The sequence below is a fragment of the Bacteroidota bacterium genome (genome assembly GCA_037133915.1).
GTDB lineage: Bacteria > Bacteroidota > Bacteroidia > Bacteroidales > CAIWKO01 > JBAXND01.
Genome location: JBAXND010000001.1, coordinates 104,073 through 117,690, shown reverse-complemented (window position 1 = coordinate 117,690; position 13,618 = coordinate 104,073). Strand labels below are relative to the sequence as shown.

Annotated in this window: 13 protein-coding genes; all 13 read left to right on the top strand. The window is 42.2% G+C overall.

The annotated features are described in order from the left end of the window. Nucleotides 1–11 precede the first annotated feature (11 nt). The 13 genes from WCM76_00435 to WCM76_00375 all read left to right on the top strand — a co-directional run bounded on the left by WCM76_00435 (nt 12) and on the right by WCM76_00375 (nt 13,613). Nucleotides 12–590: a DapH/DapD/GlmU-related protein gene (locus WCM76_00435; protein MEI6764071.1), complete on the top strand. Its 579-nt coding sequence runs from the start codon at nt 12–14 to the stop codon at nt 588–590. Nucleotides 591–600: 10 nt separating this feature from the next. Next, entirely contained in the window at nt 601–867 is a 267-nt protein-coding gene (locus WCM76_00430; GenBank protein MEI6764070.1) for a hypothetical protein, read from the top strand. A 105-nt stretch (nt 868–972) separates the two neighbouring features. Then, a complete protein-coding gene (locus tag WCM76_00425; protein MEI6764069.1) occupies nt 973–2,004 on the top strand; it encodes a Gfo/Idh/MocA family oxidoreductase in 1,032 nt (343 codons plus the stop codon). Between the two features lie 18 nt (nt 2,005–2,022). Further along, nucleotides 2,023–3,315, top strand: a complete 1,293-nt coding sequence (locus WCM76_00420) for a nucleotide sugar dehydrogenase (protein ID MEI6764068.1) — start codon at nt 2,023–2,025, stop codon at nt 3,313–3,315. 8 nt (nt 3,316–3,323) lie between these two features. Further along, entirely contained in the window at nt 3,324–4,349 is a 1,026-nt protein-coding gene (gene galE, locus WCM76_00415) for a UDP-glucose 4-epimerase GalE (GenBank protein ID MEI6764067.1), read from the top strand. A 9-nt stretch (nt 4,350–4,358) separates the two neighbouring features. Further along, nucleotides 4,359–5,423, top strand: a complete 1,065-nt coding sequence (rfbB, locus tag WCM76_00410) for a dTDP-glucose 4,6-dehydratase (protein MEI6764066.1) — start codon at nt 4,359–4,361, stop codon at nt 5,421–5,423. 37 nt (nt 5,424–5,460) lie between these two features. Continuing rightward, entirely contained in the window at nt 5,461–6,453 is a 993-nt protein-coding gene (locus WCM76_00405) for an SDR family oxidoreductase (protein MEI6764065.1), read from the top strand. An 11-nt stretch (nt 6,454–6,464) separates the two neighbouring features. After that, nucleotides 6,465–7,211 carry a CpsB/CapC family capsule biosynthesis tyrosine phosphatase gene (locus WCM76_00400; GenBank protein ID MEI6764064.1) on the top strand — a complete coding sequence of 249 codons (747 nt, stop codon included), beginning with the start codon at nt 6,465–6,467 and terminating at the stop codon, nt 7,209–7,211. Between the two features lie 184 nt (nt 7,212–7,395). After that, nucleotides 7,396–7,611: a hypothetical protein gene (locus WCM76_00395; protein MEI6764063.1), complete on the top strand. Its 216-nt coding sequence runs from the start codon at nt 7,396–7,398 to the stop codon at nt 7,609–7,611. A 212-nt stretch (nt 7,612–7,823) separates the two neighbouring features. Beyond that, the gene (locus tag WCM76_00390) at nt 7,824–8,384 is read left to right on the top strand and encodes a cob(I)yrinic acid a,c-diamide adenosyltransferase (GenBank protein ID MEI6764062.1); all 561 of its coding nucleotides are present in this window, start codon (nt 7,824–7,826) and stop codon (nt 8,382–8,384) included. Between the two features lie 191 nt (nt 8,385–8,575). Further along, on the top strand, nt 8,576–8,797 hold the full coding sequence (locus tag WCM76_00385) for a DUF2795 domain-containing protein (GenBank protein ID MEI6764061.1): 222 nt from the start codon (nt 8,576–8,578) through the stop codon (nt 8,795–8,797). Between the two features lie 217 nt (nt 8,798–9,014). Continuing rightward, entirely contained in the window at nt 9,015–10,742 is a 1,728-nt protein-coding gene (locus WCM76_00380; GenBank protein ID MEI6764060.1) for a DNA polymerase III subunit gamma/tau, read from the top strand. 48 nt (nt 10,743–10,790) lie between these two features. Beyond that, nucleotides 10,791–13,613, top strand: coding sequence for an insulinase family protein (locus tag WCM76_00375; GenBank protein ID MEI6764059.1), 2,823 nt, complete (start codon nt 10,791–10,793; stop codon nt 13,611–13,613). The last annotated feature ends 5 nt before the right edge of the window (nt 13,614–13,618 follow it).

Here is a 13,618-nt window from a genome sequence, read left to right as displayed (position 1 = left end):
CATATAACGACATGGAAAAAGAATATTTTGCGCACGAAAGTGCCATCATTGACGACGGCTGTTCCATTGGAAAAGGAACAAAAATATGGCATTTCTCGCACGTTATGAGCAACTGTACCATCGGACAAAATTGCAACATTGGTCAAAATGTCGTGGTTTCGCCGGGTGTTGTTCTTGGCAACAATGTCAAAATTCAGAATAACGTGTCTATATACACCGGTGTGGTATGTGAAGACGATGTATTTCTGGGTCCGTCCATGGTTTTTACGAATATAGTGAACCCGCGAAGCGCCATCATACGGAAAGACCAGTACGCAAAAACCCTTGTTAAAAAAGGTGCTTCCATTGGCGCAAATGCTACCATCGTTTGCGGACACGACATTGGCGAATATGCCTTTATTGGTGCAGGAGCCGTTGTTACAAAAAATGTTCCCGCATTTGCACTTTTAGTAGGCAATCCGGCAAAACAAACCGGTTGGATGAGTGAGTACGGTCACAGGCTTCATTTTAATGAAGACGGCATTGCCGTTTGCCCCGAAGGAAAAGAACAATACCGGCTCGAAAACGGAAAAGTTACTAAAATAGGTTAAGCAACTAAACATGAAACACCTCCCAATCATCCTATTGTCAATTTGTACTATTTTCATTATAACCTCATGCAACAAAAGCGGTTGTGATGATTGTACGACACAAAAAAAGGAGTTCTGCAGGATATTGAAAGAAAACAACTGTAATAGTGCCGCAATGACCTATTATATTGAACAACTGAATACAGGATGCGGAAAGGATGAAGCTGATGCTTTTATAGCAACTGCTACAGCCGAATGTAAAACAGGGACGCTTGTGTGCCCGGAATGCGAGCAGTAATGAATTAACATCTTGATTTTTAGCATATGACTTACTTCCAAAAAATATAAATAAAAAAGTTATACTTTTGCAAAAAAATGAAAATCGGGAAAAGAAAATAAAGGTATGGAGAGCAAAATCAGGTTCGTTGTTATAGGATGCGGTCATATAGGCAAAAGACACGCAGAGATGATTTCACGTAACGAGGAATCGGAGCTGGTGGCATTGTGCGATATTCTGCCCAAAGAAAAACTCGGAATCGAGAAATATGATATTCCGTTTTTTAATGATATCGATGCATTGCTGACATCAGGGATTGAGTTTGATGTTGTCAATATCTGCACACCCAACGGCCTTCACACAGAGCAGGCGCTCAAAGCGCTGGATAAAGGAAAACACGTTGTTTGCGAGAAACCTATGGGCCTCACTAAAAATAGCGCCGAACAGGTTATTTATAAAGCATTGCAAGTTTCAAGGCATGTTTTTTCGGTGATGCAGAACCGCTATTCCCCGCCTTCAATCTGGATAAAAGACGTTATAGATAAAAAGCTTCTTGGTGAAATTTTTCTTGTTCAGCTGAATTGCTACTGGAATCGCGATGAGCGATACTATAAAAAAGGAATTTGGAAAGGCGATGCCGTTCTTGACGGTGGCACACTCTTTACACAATTCTCGCATTTTGTAGATATTATGTACTGGCTTTTTGGCGACATTACGGATATCCATGGCACATTCAGCGATTTCAACCACCAGCAGCTCACCGATTTCGAAGATTCGGGAATTGTCTCTTTCCGCTTTATTAATGGTGGCATGGGAAGCATCAATTATTCCACATCCGTTTATGATCAGAATCTGGAAAGCAGCATCACTATGATTGGCGCTCAGGGAAGCATTAAAATAGGCGGGCAATACATGAACGAAGTGGAATACTGCCATATTAAAAACTATACCATGCCCGAGCTGGCACCTTCGAACCCTGCCAACGATTATGGTGCATATAAAGGCAGCGCCGCAAACCATCATTATGTAATCGAAAATGTTGTTGATACACTGAAAGGCAGAAGTACCGCTACAACCAATGCACTTGAAGGTCTAAAAATTGTCGAAATAATAGAACGTATTTACGCTGAACGCGATAAAGAATTCAAGAAAAAATAACACTTAAAACACTGTATTATGAGCGTTTACCAGGATTTACTTGACGGAAAAACCAAATTATCCGTGATCGGATTAGGTTATGTTGGTTTGCCTATTGCACTTGAGTTTGCAAGAAAAACTGCGGTTATCGGTTTCGACATCAAAGAAGACAGAGTTGAAATGATGCGGAATAAAATTGACCCGAGCGAAGAATTACCCGCTTCGGCTTTTGACGGTTGCAACATCAAATTCACATCAAAGTTAGAAGACCTCAAAGAGGCCAGCTTTCATATCGTTGCCGTTCCTACACCCATTGATCATCATAACCTGCCCGACCTTACTCCATTGCTGAGTGCAACTCGCACCGTTGGAAAAATCCTGAAAAAAGGCGATTACGTAGTTTATGAATCAACCGTTTACCCCGGTTGTACCGAAGAGGACTGCTTGCCCATATTAGAAGAACTTTCAGGCTTGAAATGCGGTCAGGACTTTAAAATTGGCTATTCACCCGAGCGCATCAATCCGGGAGATAAAGAACATACGCTTACCACTATTGTTAAAGTAGTATCGGGATGCGACGCGGAATCGGCAGAAAATGTTGCCAATGTGTATGAAATGGTTGTGACCAAAGTTCACCGCGCATCATCCATCAAAGTTGCAGAATCAGCGAAAATCATTGAAAACACGCAGCGCGACGTAAACATCGCTCTGATGAATGAGCTTTCAATTATTTTTAACCGAATGGGAATAAACACCTTTGAAGTTCTTGAAGCCGCCGGCACAAAATGGAATTTTCTTAAGTTTTATCCCGGTCTGGTTGGTGGTCACTGCATCGGTGTTGACCCGTATTACCTGACTTTCAAAGCCAAAGAATTCCGCTATCACGCTCAGGTTATCAATTCCGGAAGGTTTGTAAATGACTCTATGGGTTATTATATCGCCAAACAAACCGTTAAAAAAATTATTGCCTCATCCAAAAATGTTCTGAAATCAAGAGCTCTTGTGATGGGCATCACTTTTAAAGAAAACGTCAGCGACATTCGCAATTCACGCGTTGCCGATGTTGTTACCGAACTCAAATCATACGGTATTGAAGTTGATGTGGTAGATCCATTTGCAAATGCAAAAGAAGTGAAACACGAATACGGTTTTGATATCATCGAAAAACCAAAAGGTAAATACGATGCCATCATTGTTGCCGTAAATCATAACCAGTACCTCCAAATGACTGAAGCTGATTTTATGTCTTTAGCTGCCGAAAAAGCGATACTTGTTGACGTAAAAGGAATCTATCGGAACAAAATCAAACAACTCACTTACTGGAGTCTTTAATTTACTAAATGAAAATTCTTGTAACCGGAGGCACAGGGTATATCGGCTCGCATACTGTTGTTGAATTGCAGCAGCAGGGATACGAAGTTGTAATAATTGATAATCTGTGCAATTCTTTTGAATGGGTCGTCGATAATATCGGAAAAATAAGTGGAATACGGCCCGGTTTCGAAAGAATTGACCTCTGCGACAAGCCTGCCCTTACTGACTTTTTTGCAAGGCATAGCGATATTGGTGCGGTTATCCACTTTGCCGCACTCAAAGCCGTAGGCGAATCAACCGAAAAACCTCTTTATTATTACCATAATAATCTGGTTTCCCTGATGAACCTGCTGGAGCTGATGACGAATAATGATGTAAAACATCTGGTGTTCAGTTCATCATGTACTGTATACGGCCAACCCCTGGAACTTCCTGTTACTGAAAATACGCCGGTTCAGGAATCTTATTGCCCTTATGGAACTACTAAAATTGTTTCAGAAAATATAATCAAAGATGTTTGTAAAATCTCTGATTTAAAAGCGGTGGCATTAAGGTACTTCAATCCGATAGGCGCGCATGAATCGGCACTTATCGGTGAACTGCCGTTAGGAGTTCCTAATAATCTTGTGCCTTATATTACTCAAACCGCTGTTGGTAAACGTGAGGTTCTGAGTATTTATGGAAATAATTATAATACCCCCGACGGCACCTGCATACGAGATTATATTCATGTAGTTGACGCCGCCAAAGCACATATCACCGCGATAAAACACATGATCAGCGGTGTGAGCAAAGAAAAATTCGAAGTGTTTAATATCGGCACCGGCAACGGAAACTCTGTTCTTGAGATCGTAAATACCTTCATGAAAGTCAGTGGTGTTAATCTCGAATACCGCATCACCGGTCGCAGACCCGGTGATGTTGAAAAAGTCTGGGCAGATACATCCAAAGCAAACAGAGACCTTGGCTGGAAAGCAGAAAAAACACTGGAAGACATGCTCCTCAGTGCATGGAACTGGGAACAACATACAGCAATTTTAAACCACGAATAAACACTTCTCATGGCACAACCCGACAAGACCATCCTGATTACCGGTGGCGCCGGTTTTATTGGCTCACACGTTGTACGTCTTTTCGTTAACGAACATCCCGATTACCTTGTAGTAAACCTCGATAAACTCACATACGCAGGAAATCTGGCAAACCTGAGCGATATCGAAAATGCACCGAATTACCGTTTTGTAAAAGGTGACATTGTGGATGCCGAATTCATCAAGAACCTTTTTAATGAATTCCGCTTTGACGGCGTTATTCATCTCGCAGCCGAATCGCATGTTGACCGCAGCATTGAAAACCCCATGGAATTTATCTTCACCAATATTGTTGGTACGGTAAACCTGCTTAATGCCGCGCGGAACTTATGGAAAGATAATTTTGAACATAAAAGATTCTACCACGTTTCCACTGATGAAGTTTATGGTTCATTAGGAACAGAAGGGCTCTTCACAGAAACAACAGCCTACGATCCCCGCAGTCCGTACTCCGCATCAAAAGCCAGTTCCGACCATATGGTACGTGCATGGCATCACACATACAAACTGCCTGTAGTTCTTTCTAACTGTTCCAATAACTACGGTCCCAATCATTTCCCGGAAAAGCTGATACCGCTTTGCATTAATAATATCATGAATAACAAACCCCTTCCTGTTTATGGCAAGGGCGACAACATCCGCGACTGGCTATTTGTAAAAGACCATGCTGCAGCTATTCATACTATTTTTCAATCAGGAAGAAATGGTGAAACCTATAACATTGGCGGAAATAACGAATGGACCAACATTGACCTGATACGCCTGTTGTGTAGCATTATGGACACAAAACTGGGCCGTGATACAGGGACTTCCGAAAAACTTATTACCTTTGTTAAGGACCGTGCCGGACACGACCAGCGATATGCTATCGATTCATCGAAACTCCAGAAAGAACTTGGCTGGACGCCATCGTTGCAGTTTGAAAGCGGTCTTGAGAAAACGGTTGACTGGTATCTTGCCAACAGCGAATGGCTCAATAATGTTACATCAGGCGATTACCAGAAATACTACGACCAACAATACAAAAAACGTTAATTCAGCCGATTAAAATAACGGCAAAGCACTTAGGAATATGTACGAACAAGCATACCACCCCGGAACTATTGATAAGACTAACTTTTTGGTAACAGGAGGCGCAGGTTTTATTGGCTCTCATATTGTTGAATACCTTATGAAGCACGGCGCAGCCAAAGTTCGCGTGCTCGATAATCTGGCAACTGGCTTCAAAAAAAATATTGAGTCCTACTTCGGAAATCCGCATTTTGAGTTTATAGAAGGAGACATCTGCAATACGGAAACCTGTGCTACAGCTTGCAGCGGAATTGATTATGTGATTCATCAGGCAGCTCTTGGCTCTATACCCCGCTCGGTCAAAGACCCTGCGGCTACCAATGCAACCAATGTAAACGGTCAGCTGAATATACTTGTTGCAGCCCGCGACGCCGGCGTTAAACGCGTTGTTTATGCAAGCTCATCATCAGTTTATGGCGACAGCAAAACACTTCCCAAAACGGAAGATAAAATAGGCAAACCACTTTCGCCATACGCAGTCACAAAGTATGTGAATGAAATGTATGCCACCGTTTTCGGACCCATCTACAATATGCAGATAATCGGGCTGCGGTATTTCAATATTTTCGGACCCAGACAAAATCCGGGTGGTCCATATGCCGCAGCAATTCCACTGTTTATTGATTCGCTGCTCACCAATAAACAACTGTTTATTAATGGCGACGGTGAGCAGACAAGAGATTTTACATTTGTTGAAAACGCTGTACAGGCAAATATCCGTGCACTTTTTACAACACATACCGAAGCGCCCGGACAGGTTTTTAATATTGCCCGCGGCGGAAGAACTTCGGTGAATGAATTATTCAACATCCTGAAAGAGCTTACTGGAAGCAGCCTTGAACCTACATATCGTGAAGAAAGAGCAGGCGACATCCGCGATTCACTTGCCGATGTTTCCAAAGCTTCAGCTTTGTTAGGATATGCCCCTGCCGTTACTATCAGGCAAGGATTGGAGATAACCCTTGATTGGTTTAAAATATATTATCAGTCGTAATTGGTGCTATTATGGGTTTTTTATCCGGCTTCTTTTCTAAAAAAGAAACGGCTTCCACGCCCTTTCTTTCAGCCCTCAGGGTTGACCTGCACTCGCATCTTGTGCCGGGGATAGACGATGGCTCGGCCTCACTTGACCAATCGGTGGAACTGGTGCGCGAAATGATGAGTCTGGGCTATACAAAACTGATTACTACACCTCATATTTCGGCTGAACATTTCCCTAATACTTCTGACATTATCAGAGATGGATTTGCAACATTGAAACAACGCCTGCGCGAAGAAGACATTGATGTTGAACTTGAAGTCGGTGCCGAATACATGATTGATTCAGGGTTTATGGAGAAAATAAAAAGCGGCGACCTGCTGTCATTCTCCGGAAATCACATTCTGGTTGAAATGCCCACCTATATGCCTTACCCCGATTATGCCTCGATTTTATTTGAACTTCAAACATCCGGTTATAAAATAATTCTTGCTCATCCCGAACGATATTCATACTGGCACAGCAATTTTAAGCATTATGACGCACTGAAAGATCGAGAGATACTGTTTCAAATGAACATTGGTTCGCTGGCAGGCAGAAACTCCGGTCCGCTGAAAAAAATTGCGCAGCACCTCATCGAAGATGAGATGATAGACCTGCTTGGAAGCGATATTCACAATATCAACTATGTTGATGCAATCCGGGAAACAGCGGGCGACAAACACCTCGAAAAGCTGCTCAGCTCCGGGAAATTGCTTAATACAGGATTATAGCAAAAACTGCTGAAAACAGTCCACAACTTTCCCTATTCCGATCGTCATTTCAATGATTTAATTGTCGTTTTAAACACTTCTAAAATATATCGGTGGAAAAAATATTTCCTCACTGGTATGGATTGCGTTAGTTCTGCCTTAACTTTGTAATCATAAACGTTTTCGGCCACCTAAAAAAAAAGAAATGAAAAAGTTCATGACAGTTCTCTTCGTCTTATCAATGAACTATTGCTTTGCCGGCACCGGCAGTGCAAGAGACGAATCGCTTCTGATTCTGATTCTGATTACGGTATTGCTTTTCGTAGTCGCAATTCTGTATTCCTTTGATTTTTTCAAACGTATAATCAAAGCACGGAAAAAAGATATTGCGTGCGATTCCGAAACTCAAATTCCGGAATAATATAACGGCCACTACCAAACAATCTGGTCCGGCAGGAGCTCCGAAAAAATTAATTTATAGAAACGCACGTTAACGTTTATTAACGGATAATTTTATAAATTTTCTATCCCGAACAGTTCGGCCACGTATAATATTTCATTGAGGTGGCAAGCAGTCCAAAAACATTATATTTGTAATGAACATCGGAGCCAGCTCCGGAAAATGCATTTCATATGCCTAAAAAAGAATTAAAAATTTATACCCGTACAGGCGACAAGGGCAGAACGGCACTTATAGGCGGAACCCGCGTTCCCAAGTATAGCCTTCAAATTGAAGCCTACGGCACCGTTGATGAGCTGAATTCCTTCATTGGTCTGCTGCGCGATCAGGATATTGATCATCATGTAAAAAAAATACTGGGCCATGTACAGGTAATTCTGTTTAATATCGAATCGCACCTGGCGGCCGACTCAGCCGAATCGCTGAAAGGACTACCACAGGTAGCAGAAGACGATATTCTGACACTTGAAAATGAAATCGACAGCATGAATGACAATTTACCTGCTCTGCGTCATTTTATTTTACCGGGCGGGCATATTCTGGTATCGCATTGTCATGTTGCACGCACGGTGTGTCGCCGGGCCGAGCGCATCATTGTGCATCTGGCAGCCGAAAGAGAAGTGGATGCGCTCATATTAAAATATGTGAACCGCCTTTCAGATTACCTCTTCGTGCTTGCTCGTAAACTTGCCAAAGACCACGGTGCCGAAGAAATTCAGTGGAAACCAAAATAGTCGAAAATTACGGGTTGCACAGGCAAATACTCGGTAAATCAGTATCCGGGAGCGATTTCTTATTCATTTCGAAATAAATCTGCACCGCTAATCGTTTGCATTTTAGACGAATCTGATTAATTTGTTTTTTTTCTTGACTTTTTGACAGGATTAATTATATTTTTGCAAAAAATTCAGAAAAACCGAAAATTATGTATTGGACCCTTGAATTGGCATCCAAGCTCGAAGACGCTCCCTGGCCTGCAACCAAAGATGAGCTGATCGACTATGCAACACGGTCTGGTCTTCCGATGGAAGTCATCGAAAATCTTCGGGAAATTGAGGACGAAGGTGAGATCTACGAAAGCATCGAAGATATCTGGCCCGATTATCCTACCAAGGAAGATTTCTTCTTTCACGAAGATGAATATTAACCAAACGGGGAAGCACGAAAGTTCTTCCCCGTTTAAATTTTCAGACGTCTTCTTATTGAACCGTTCGGTTCTTTCATTGATGAAACAGAGCCGGTGGTATAAAACATTTTGCACTTCCGTCAGATAACTTTAATTTGCAGCCGTTTTGCAAACGAAACCGTAAAATTCAAAAAATGTTACCTTTGTGATTCCCGGAAAAACCGAATTTATCTGAACCATGGAGAATTTTATTGTTTCTGCCCGAAAATACCGCCCGTCAACGTTTGAAATGGTGGTTGGACAAAAATCCATTACCAACACCCTGAAGAACGCCATCAAGAATAACCAGCTCGCTCAGGCTTTCCTTTTCTGCGGCCCGCGCGGTGTTGGCAAAACCACCTGTGCCCGTATTCTTGCAAAAACAATCAATTGCACCCATGTAACTCCTGAGTTCGAAGCCTGCAACGAATGTCCGTCATGCTTATCGTTCAATGAGCTCACGTCCTTCAATATTCATGAACTGGATGCCGCATCCAACAATTCCGTGGATGATATCCGCTCACTTGTAGATCAGGTGCGTATACCGCCTCAGGCAGGCAAATACAAAGTGTATATCATTGATGAGGTTCATATGCTTTCGTCGGCGGCATTCAACGCCTTCCTGAAAACACTTGAAGAACCGCCTGCTTACGCGAAATTTATTCTTGCTACAACCGAAAAGCACAAGATACTTCCGACCATTCTATCACGCTGCCAGATTTTCGATTTCAGGCGTATCATGATTGACGATATTGCCCAGCATCTTGCCTGGGTTGCAAAAGAGGAAGGTATAACAACTGAATCGGATGCGCTTCATCTTATTGCTCAAAAGGCAGACGGCGCTTTGCGCGATGCACTTTCAATCTTTGACCAAATAGCATCATCAACCGACAGAAACATTACCTATCAATCGGTACTCGACAACCTCAACATTCTGGATTATGAGTTCTATTTTAAGATGACCTCTTTACTTCTGGAAAATGAGATTAACGGAGTACTGCTTCAGATAGATCAGGTTATTGACAATGGTTTTGACGGGCACCATTACCTTGCCGGCTTCGCCTCTCACCTCCGCGACCTGCTGGTTTGTAAGGACCCGGCAACACTGCGGCTTCTTGAAACCGGCGAAAATATACGCAAAAGGTATCAGGAACAATCACAGAAATGCCCCGTTGATTTTCTGATGCGTTGTCTTAATATTGCGAATGCGTGCGATACCACTTATAAAATCAGCAACAACAAGCGTTTGCATCTGGAGCTTGCTTTTATGCAAATGTGTACGCCAACCTCACAGAAACAGCCAACGCAGGATGCAGAGGCCTTAAAAAAAAAGGATGAACCCCTCGTAATAGAGGCTGCACCAGTTGTTGAAGCGCCAGTTATTGCAGAGAATCCCGCGCCCAAGTCGCTGAACACCACTGTTGAACGTGTTATTTCATCCAAATCGCAACAAAAAGCGGTTGTGAATATGGACGCGATAAGGGCATTAAAAAATCAGCCCGCCCCCGATAAGGAAAAGACAGATGAAGAAATACAGGATCCGCTTGCATTCTACGGAACAGAGCCATTTACACAGGAACAACTTGAAGCCGCATGGGCACGATTCGCTGAAGGATTTTTTCAGCAGCAACCAAATTATTACAGTACGCTTACACGAAGAAAGCCTACACTGAGCGACAATGCCGTAATCGATTTTATTGTGGATAACAAAGTACAGGCTGAAGAAATAAACCAGAAAAAGTATGATATGCTCGCCTTTCTCCGCAAGGAGCTTAAAAACGGGCAGGTATCCATCAACACTTCGGTTACACAAAACACCACTGAAGACCGTCCCTATACTTCGGTAGATAAATTCAAAAAAATGGCCGAAATGAATCCGGCACTGAATAAGCTCAAAAACCAACTTGACCTCGAAATTGATTATTAATACCAATTAACGCATATTAACCCAAAATCATATTCCTATCTTTTGCCCATGAGACACTTACGCAATTTTTCCTTACTGGCACTTACGCTTCTTATAGCCGTCGGTTCTGCTTTTTCGCAAGAAAAAATTAACCCCGCCGATGCCATAAGCACCGATCCCGATGTTAAAATAGGCAGGCTCGAAAATGGTCTGGTTTACTATATCCGCAGAAATATTAAACCGGAAAAAAGAGTGGAAATGCGTCTCGCAGTGAATGCCGGTTCTGTTCTTGAAAGCGATAACCAGAAAGGGCTGGCACATTTTACCGAACATATGTGTTTTAACGGAACAAAGAATTTTCCGAAAAACGAACTGGTTGATTACCTTCAAAAACTCGGCGTTAAGTTCGGTGCCGATATTAACGCTTATACCAGTTTTGATGAAACAGTTTACATGCTGCAACTGCCTTCTGATAACAAAGAGCTCCTCGAAAAAGGATACATGGTGCTTGAAGACTGGGCACACAATGTTACGTTCGATGGCAAAGAAATAGACAAGGAACGCGGTGTTATTACCGAAGAGTGGCGGCTCGGTTTGGGTGCTGACGACCGCATGCGAAAAAAATATTTTCCGGTAATCTTTAAAAATTCAAAATACGCGGAACGACTTCCCATTGGTGATGTTAACATTATAGAAAACTTCAAGCATGACACCTTACGTGATTTTTACAAAACATGGTATCGTCCCGATTTGCAGGCTATCATTGTAGTTGGTGATATTGATGTCAATGAGACCGAAAAGCAGATAATAACTCATTTCGGAAAAATTCAGAATCCGTCAAACGAAAAATCGCGTGTCAGTTTTACCATTCCTGAAAACACACAGCCGTTGGTAAGCATTGTGACCGACAAAGAAGCAACCAGTTCTAACATCATGGTGTTTTACAAACACCCGGATATGCCTGTTAAAACGGTTAATGATTATCGTACCAAACTCATGAATGATCTTTATACAAGTATGCTCAATTCGCGCTACCGCGAAATTATTGAACAGCCAGAATCGCCGTTTATTGCGGCATACAATTACTATGGTAATTTTTTAACGCGCTCCAATGATGCTTATACATTGGTTGGATTGGTAAAAGAAAATAAAATAGAAAGCGGTCTGGAGCAACTTCTGAAAGAGAGTGAGCGCGTGAAACGATACGGGTTCAAGCAAAGTGAGCTGGATCGCCAGATAGAAGACACGAAAAGCCGTTATGAAAAACAGGCAAAAGAATATGATAAAACAGAATCGGCGCGGTTCGCACGCGAATACGTGAGTAATTTTCTGACACAGGAGCCTATTCCCGGAATCCGTAAAGAAGCAGAAATGGTAAAGGCACTGTTATCGGGTATTACACTGAAAGAAATCAATGAACTGGGCGCTAAATGGGTTACAGACGACAATCTGGTGGTGGTCATCACAGCTCCCGAAAAGGAAAGCATAAAAATTCCCGCTGAACAGACCGTACTGGATATCATTGCCAAAGTTAAAAAATCGGACATTGCGGACTACGAAGATAAATTCAAGGATGAACCTCTGGTAACCAATAAACTCAGCGGTTCAGGTATTACGACAACCAAAGAAAATGCCGATTTGGGTTATACTGAACTTACACTTAAAAACGGCATCAAGGTAATTTACAAAAACACGGATTTCAAAAATGACGAGATTATCTTTTCCGCTTACAGCGAGGGTGGCACATCACTTTATCCCGACAAAGATTATATTTCTGCATTGTTTTCAGATAAAGTTGTGGCGCAAAGCGGCATTGGAAATTTCAGTAAAACCGAACTTGATAAAAAATTAAAAGGAAAAACTGCCGATGTTTCGCCTTACATTGATGATGTCCGCGAAGGCTTCACGGGAAAGACCTCCCCCAAAGACCTTGAAACATTATTGCAACTGACCTACCTTTATTTTACGGCACCCAGAAAAGATACAGCCGCTTTTCGCTCGTTTATGTCGCGTACACGAAATCAGCTGAAATTTATCGGTTCCAATCCTGTATATGCATTCATGGATACGCTCGTTAAAACAACTTCAAGCAATAATCCAAGAGTAATAGTGCTCCCGAAAGAATATCAGCTTGACCAGATTAATCTCGATAAACTTTATTCAATCTATACGGAACGGTTTGCCAATGCAGGCGATTTCAAATTCTTCTTTGTCGGCAATATCAATGCCGATACAGCGCTTCCGTTATTTGAAAAATATCTGGGCAGCCTGCCGGTAAATGGTCGCAGCGAAACATGGAAAGATGTTGGTCCGCAATTCCCTGCAGGGATAACGGATGTTACCGTTAAAAAAGGGTCTGAACCAAAAAGTATGGTTGGAATTGCCTTTTCGGAACCAATAGCATGGACCGATGCAAACCGACTCCATCTGCGAATGCTGAAAGAAATTATCAGCATCAGACTCATTGAAGTAATCCGGGAAGAAATGAGTGGCGTTTATTCCCCTCAGGTTCAGTTTACCTGTGAGCAGTATCCTAAGTCGGAGTTTAATCTTATGGTGATGTTTGGCTGTTCTCCCAAAAATACCGGAAAACTTACAAAAGCCGTTCTGGGCATCGTTGAAAAACTTGGTAAAAAAGGTCCGACAGCGGTTGACCTTGATAAAGCAAAAGAGTTGCTGCTGCGCGAACGGGAAGTAGATGCCAAAACCAATAAATTCTGGTTAACAAAAATAGAAAGTATCTATTTCAATAACGACAGCCCGGAAGGAATTAAAACTTACGCTGATGCTGTGACTGCCGTTACCATTAAGGACCTTCAGGATGCAGCCAAAAGTTATCTTAAAATAAATCACTACGTCCGTGCAGTGTTATTGCCTGAGGATAAAAAATAATTAAT

What these genes read in the sequence shown, in the direction of transcription:
- WCM76_00435 (MEI6764071.1), top strand. Translation starts at nt 12, where the DNA reads ATGGAAAAAGAATATTTTGCGCACGAAAGTGCCATCATTGACGACGGC.
- WCM76_00430 (MEI6764070.1), top strand. Translation starts at nt 601, where the DNA reads ATGAAACACCTCCCAATCATCCTATTGTCAATTTGTACTATTTTCATT.
- WCM76_00425 (MEI6764069.1), top strand. Translation starts at nt 973, where the DNA reads ATGGAGAGCAAAATCAGGTTCGTTGTTATAGGATGCGGTCATATAGGC.
- WCM76_00420 (MEI6764068.1), top strand. Translation starts at nt 2,023, where the DNA reads ATGAGCGTTTACCAGGATTTACTTGACGGAAAAACCAAATTATCCGTG.
- galE (MEI6764067.1), top strand. Translation starts at nt 3,324, where the DNA reads ATGAAAATTCTTGTAACCGGAGGCACAGGGTATATCGGCTCGCATACT.
- rfbB (MEI6764066.1), top strand. Translation starts at nt 4,359, where the DNA reads ATGGCACAACCCGACAAGACCATCCTGATTACCGGTGGCGCCGGTTTT.
- WCM76_00405 (MEI6764065.1), top strand. Translation starts at nt 5,461, where the DNA reads ATGTACGAACAAGCATACCACCCCGGAACTATTGATAAGACTAACTTT.
- WCM76_00400 (MEI6764064.1), top strand. Translation starts at nt 6,465, where the DNA reads ATGGGTTTTTTATCCGGCTTCTTTTCTAAAAAAGAAACGGCTTCCACG.
- WCM76_00395 (MEI6764063.1), top strand. Translation starts at nt 7,396, where the DNA reads ATGAAAAAGTTCATGACAGTTCTCTTCGTCTTATCAATGAACTATTGC.
- WCM76_00390 (MEI6764062.1), top strand. Translation starts at nt 7,824, where the DNA reads ATGCCTAAAAAAGAATTAAAAATTTATACCCGTACAGGCGACAAGGGC.
- WCM76_00385 (MEI6764061.1), top strand. Translation starts at nt 8,576, where the DNA reads ATGTATTGGACCCTTGAATTGGCATCCAAGCTCGAAGACGCTCCCTGG.
- WCM76_00380 (MEI6764060.1), top strand. Translation starts at nt 9,015, where the DNA reads ATGGAGAATTTTATTGTTTCTGCCCGAAAATACCGCCCGTCAACGTTT.
- WCM76_00375 (MEI6764059.1), top strand. Translation starts at nt 10,791, where the DNA reads ATGAGACACTTACGCAATTTTTCCTTACTGGCACTTACGCTTCTTATA.